The sequence below is a fragment of the Bacillus nitratireducens genome (genome assembly GCF_036320425.1).
Classification (GTDB): domain Bacteria; phylum Bacillota; class Bacilli; order Bacillales; family Bacillaceae_G; genus Bacillus_A; species Bacillus_A nitratireducens.
Genome location: NZ_JAUMJO010000009.1, coordinates 54,849 through 60,782, shown reverse-complemented (window position 1 = coordinate 60,782; position 5,934 = coordinate 54,849). Strand labels below are relative to the sequence as shown.

Annotated in this window: 3 protein-coding genes and 2 pseudogenes; all 5 read left to right on the top strand. The window is 37.3% G+C overall.

What is annotated here, in order from left to right:
- Positions 1-587 (top strand): annotated as a pseudogene (locus Q3V31_RS25740) (hypothetical protein); the annotation flags it as partial.
- 103 nt (positions 588-690) lie between these two features.
- Positions 691-1,199, top strand: a pseudogene (locus Q3V31_RS25735) (ATP-binding protein).
- A gap of 37 nt (positions 1,200-1,236) precedes the next feature.
- Complete coding sequence (locus tag Q3V31_RS25730; RefSeq protein ID WP_329767461.1) at positions 1,237-3,813, top strand: VirD4-like conjugal transfer protein, CD1115 family; 2,577 nt, start codon at positions 1,237-1,239, stop codon at positions 3,811-3,813.
- A gap of 58 nt (positions 3,814-3,871) precedes the next feature.
- Positions 3,872-4,081 carry a hypothetical protein gene (locus Q3V31_RS25725; protein WP_090814467.1) on the top strand — a complete coding sequence of 70 codons (210 nt, stop codon included), beginning with the start codon at positions 3,872-3,874 and terminating at the stop codon, positions 4,079-4,081.
- A 23-nt stretch (positions 4,082-4,104) separates the two neighbouring features.
- On the top strand, positions 4,105-5,934 hold a 1,830-nt coding region (locus tag Q3V31_RS25720), incomplete at its 3' end, for a pLS20_p028 family conjugation system transmembrane protein (protein ID WP_329767460.1).

Genomic DNA, 5,934 nt, shown 5'->3' with positions numbered 1-5,934 from the left:
GTAATCCACCAACGGATCCAGAAAAGCCAAAACCACCGGTAGATCCGCCAGTAGATCCACCAACGGATCCAGAAAAGCCGAAACCACCGGTAGATCCGCCAGTAGATCCACCAACGGATCCAGAAAAGCCGAAGCCACCGGTAGATCCGCCAGTAGATCCACCAACGGATCCAGAAAAGCCAAAACCACCGGTAGATCCGCCAGTAGATCCACCAACGGATCCAGAAAAGCCGAAACCACCGGTAGATCCGCCAGTAGATCCACCAACGGATCCAGAGAAACCGAAACCACCGGTAGATCCGCCAGTAGATCCACCAACGGATCCAGAAAAGCCAAAACCACCGGTAGATCCACCAACGGATCCAGAGAAACCGAAACCACCAGTAGATCCGCCAACGGATCCAGAAAAGCCGAAACCGCCGGTAGATCCACCAACGGATCCAGAGAAACCGAAACCGCCGGTAGATCCACCAACGGATCCAGAGAAACCGAAACCGCCAGTAGATCCACCAACAGAACCAGAGAAACCGACAGAACCGGAGAAGCCAGTTCTGAAACAAAATGAAAAGATGGTAGCGAGTAAATAATGAAAAAATCATTTGGTATTGCCAAAAAGGTACTCATAAAAAGAGTGCCTTTTTAATTTGAAAATACATGTAATCTAATTTTTCGCTGAAAGGAGTCATATAAATGTTTGTTAATAGTACAAATGCAGTACAAATTTCAAATCTAGATAAAAGTTTAATGTTGGTGGGTAGAGTGGGGACAGGAAAAACGAGGGAATTGAAGAGAATAGCTTTAAGCTTGCAAAAAGTTTTAGTGTTAGATCCATTGAAAGAGTACAAGGAATTAAAGAAACAATCAGGTGGTCATGTGACTTTACAATATTTAGAATACGAATTTAGTGATGGAAACCGACAGTTCAAGATTACAAAAGATGTAATAAATATAGCCAAACAATTTGAATATGTGATTGTAGATGAAACCAATTATTTATGTCAGGAAGATTTTATATATTTTCTTCAACAAATGAAGGATTCCAATATAAAAGTAATAGCAAGCTTTCAAGAAATGCCATCAGATGCCCAGATTACTAAGAAGTTTCGATATATCATGTGTTTAGATGTAACGAATGTTTTCGATAAGAAAACAGAGTATGAAAATATAATTATGATTCGGGATTTGGCTTAAAGGACTAACACGTGTGGCTAGATTGAACAGAGGTGATTCTTTGATATGTATAGTGAAAAGATATCAATCAAATATAAATTAGCTGAAAAAGAAGTACTCATTCCATTGAGTGCTTTTTTGTTTGTAGGAATGTTTTTAATTGCTAATTTTTTACTCAATTTATCTTTAGAGCTGATAGAAACAACATTTAGTGACTTATTACATCCTAAACCATTTCATATGGATGTAGGATTTCTTTTTCGGATGCCAATTGCAGAGCATCCAATTTATTACTTGCTTGTTTTCCTTGTAGTAATTGGAACCATAGCAAGAACAGTGTACAAATTGAAATCTTCCTTTAAAAATTTAAATAATCATCAGAAAGGGTCTAGTCGTTTTACAACAGTTGAAGAGTTGAAAAAACAATACCGAGCTGTACCAGATCGAGAGGAATCATTTAAAGGTGGCGGTGGTGTTGTTATCTCCCGACTAGGTGACAAGGTATTCATTGATGATAGCCCCGTAAACAACTTAATCATTGGTACAACACGCTCTGGTAAAGGGGAAACCTTTGTATTTCCTACAATTGATGTCTATTCTAGAGCGGAACATAAACCATCTTTAATTTTTAATGATCCAAAGGGTGAATTATTCAGTGCATCGAAAGAAACGTTGGAAGAACGAGGGTATCACATTGAAGTTTTGAATTTGTTAAACCCACTTGATTCTATGAGCTATAACTTGTTACAGCTCGTCAAAGATGCCTATAAAGATGGGGATTATTCAACGGCACAGGCATTATGTAAAACACTCTCACACACTTTGTATTACAACCCAACTGTAAAAGATCCTTTTTGGCAACAGTGCGCCATGAGCTTGTGTAACGCCATGATATTAGCAGTTACAGATAAATGCATTGCGGAAGGTACAGAAGAAAAAATCACAATGTATGCAGTTGCAAATATGTTGTCAGAACTTGGCTCAAAAGAGGTTATCGTAGATCCAAAAGCAGATCCACAAAACGCATTAGATTTATACTTTGAAGGTTTGCCAGCAGATAGTGTTGCGAAAATGCAATATGCAACCTCAAACTTCTCGAAAGGAACGACACGAGGCGGGATTTTCACCCAAACAATGAACGGACTCTCTATCTTTACGTTCGATGAAATTGCAAAAATGACTTCGAAAAACAGTGTGGATTTAAAATGTGTAGGGTTTGGAAAAACGATAAAAGGGAAAGTAACATCTAGAAAACGAGTAGAAATTGTCTTTCCGGATGGATCAATGGAGTCTATCAAAGCAGATATTACAGGACGTTTTTCATTGGATTTTAAGCAAGTAGTAAAAGTCGGGGATACAATCCAATTGAGTGAAAAGGGAACTGATAAAAAGAAAACATCTATTTCTATTACGAAAATAGATGAAAAGACGGGTCATACAGAATTTAAAGTAGTAGAAGAAAATGAAGATATACAGATAACGACAGTGGATTATTTTGATAAACCAGTTGCAATTTTTATGATTACACCTGACTATGATTCTTCAAATCATGTCATTGCTTCTATTTTCGTAAGACAGCTCTACTTCATATTAGCCAAGGGTGCATCTCTTGCTCGTGGTAATGGGTGTCATCGTGAAGTAGTATTTATTTTGGATGAGTTTGGCAACATGCCGAGTATAGAAGGAATGGCAACGTTAGCAACGGTTTGTTTGGGAAGAAATATCCGTTTTAATCTCATCATTCAAGCATATTCACAACTGAAAAACAAATATGGAGATGATGCAGATACCATTGATGGAAACTGTGGGAATACCATCTACATTCTAACAAACGATCAAGAAACAGCCGAAAAAGTGTCCAAAAAGCTAGGGAATCAAACAATTAATCTACCTTCCCGAAGTGGAAAAGGTCTTTCTACTGATAAAAATAAAACGGAAGGTCTAGATCAACGACCACTGTTAACAGCAAATGAGCTTACGAATTTTAAAGAAGGAGAAAGTGTCGTTATTCGTGTCATAAAACGTCAAGATAATAATCGAAAGCGTATCAGACCACGACCAATTTATAATACAGAAGAAACAGCTTTAAAATATAGATGGGAGTACTTAGGAGTAGAGTTTGATACAGATAAATCTATTTTAGATATAGATATCGACTCCTTACACGATGATGTAGAACCAAAAAAACTGATTGTAGATTTTCTAGGAAAGAGAAAGGAAGAACAAATTAAGAAAGAACCATCAGAGCCAGAAAAAGTACAAGAAGCTTCTTCCCAAATAGAGACACCGCAGCCAGTAGAAGAGCCAACCATGATGGGAATTGATGAAGAGATTCCGGAAGAGGCGTTTCAGCAGGAAGATAGCCCGTTTAATTCCCTCTCCATTGAAAATTGGAAAGAAAAAACGGTTAATGAATTTTTTGAATCTGATTTAGCGGTTTTGAAACTGGTTGATAAGTTCTTTTTAGCGCAGTTAGGCAAATCAATAGATGAAGTTGAAAATCAAGAAATGGGCGAGTTTTACAGTGAATTTCAAATGTTAGCTCACAATGACCACATCGACAAAAGTGTTTATCAAGCAGTTGAAAACAAGATTAATCGAATCTTACGTGATTTAGAAGAAAAAGAACAAGTAACGAGTTAGAAAAGCACTCAAATGATTGAGTGCTTTTTTGAATCCAAACATAAAGGAGGAAGAGAGAATGCGTGTACCGACAATAACGGATAAAATGCAATTGATTTTAGATAGTTACTCGCCATTTGTAACAGAAGAAAATGAGGTCATTCTTGGTCTAGAAGATGCGGTTCTTTTCCTTTCAGTAGATCGGGAACAAAAAGGTAAATTGATTATTCGTATTGACAGATTGAATGAAAGAGTGAATTGGACAGCAAAAGAAGTATTAGGGCAGTAATAAGCATGAGAGGAGGATAAATAGTGAAAGATGAAGAGATTTTAAAAACTATAGAAGCGTTCTCGGATTATCTTCAAGTAGGAGACGTCGTGAATTATGTATTGCGTTGGCTAGGATGGTTCCTAATTGTAGGCTTATCTTTAGTTGTAGATGCTTTAGAGGGTGTGACAGATGCCATACTGGGGATTAAAGGATTCTTTAATTCACCAGAAATACAAAATTTTGTTGATATGTTATATCCATTGTTTGTCGTTCTTTTAGCCATATCATTTTTATATATTGGCTACATGTTCATTATGAATAAACAAATGAACCGTTCTCAAATTATCATCAATATTTTTGTAACACTGAGTGTACTTTGTTTATTAAGTACTGGTATGACAAAGGTTGATAAGTTCACCGATGATGCCATAGCAGTTGTAAAATCAGAACAAAAAGGCTCTTTGAGTGATGAAATTATTAAGAAGAATATAACAGATATAGCAGTAATAGATGAAAATAAATGGAAAAAGAAAGAAGACATGAATCCGAAGAATCATATTCCAGAAAAAAACATCAGGCAGATAGATATTACTGAAAAAATAGATAAAGATTTTGAATTTGCAAAGGATAAAAAGTTATCAGATGACGGACAGGAAATTTTAAAAAATAAAAGAGTAATGGATGGGATGGGAGTTGCATCTTTAGCTGAATTAAAAGATGGATGGTTTGATTTCTTCCCAGAAAAGTATTATCGCTGGCATTGGAATTTCTGGAATATATTCTTTACTTTACTGATAACTGGTGCAACTTTGTTATTGGTGAGTATTAAGTTAGCTAGATTATTTTACGAATTAGCATTTAACTACTTGTTAGCGAACATATTAGCACCAGCCGATGTTGCGAATGGGCAAAAGTTAAAAGCAGTGTTATCTAATATCCTCAATATATTTGTAGCAACAATCATGATTTTCCTATCTTTGAAGCTATATATAATGGGCACAACGTTTCTCCATGACAAATTAAATGGTGTACCGTACCTAATTGCATTAGCCGCATTTAGCATGGCAGTTCTAGATGGTCCGTCAGTCGTAGAAAGGCTCTTTGGAATAGATATTGGATTAAAGAGCAGTTGGGGCATGTTGGCTGGTGGTTTCGCACTTGGTAAAGGAATTGGCGGTCTTGCAAATTCCAAGCCAATGAAGGGTCTAGGGAATATGATTGGAAAAGGAGCGAAAGGCGCAGCGCAAGGAACTGGTGTTGTAGCAGCAAAAACAGCGAGTGCAGCAGCTACAACAGCAAGTGCGGCAGTGATGGCAACAGGTGGCATGGCTGGTATCATAAGTGGTTTGAAAAAAGGGAATGAGTCGGAGAAGAAAGAGTCCTTGCAAGATCAAATAAAAAAGGCGGATCAGAAGAAAGCAAATGGTAATGATTTAGCAAATAAAGAAAAAGAAAAAGAAAAAGAAAAAGGCAACTTAAATAAGGAAGAAGATAAAAAGAACGGTGGTACGCCATCTATTCAAGAAGATATGAAAAAAGAAGGGAATGAAAATCCAGGGGTAGCAAATGGGCAAGAATCGGGAACAACAAGTCTTCAAGATGAAATAAAAGAAGCTGGAAAAGTAAGTGGAGCAAGTGAAGGGAATCCAACAGCAGGAGCGGTAAGACAAGGAGCAAGTGAAGGGAATCCAACAGCAGGAGCGGTAAGACAAGGAGCAAGTGAAGGGAATCCAACAGCAGGAGCGGTAAGACAAGGAGCAAATGAAGGAAGTCAAACACCAGGAGGAGTAAGACAAGGAGCAAATGAAGGAAGTCAAACACCAGGAAGAGTAAGACAAGGAGCAAATGAAGGAAGTCAAACACCAGGAACA

Excerpts from the sequence above, each read along its gene's own strand:
- Q3V31_RS25725 (WP_090814467.1), top strand. The coding sequence starts at position 3,872 with ATGCGTGTACCGACAATAACGGATAAAATGCAATTGATTTTAGATAGT.
- Q3V31_RS25730 (WP_329767461.1), top strand. The coding sequence starts at position 1,237 with ATGTATAGTGAAAAGATATCAATCAAATATAAATTAGCTGAAAAAGAA.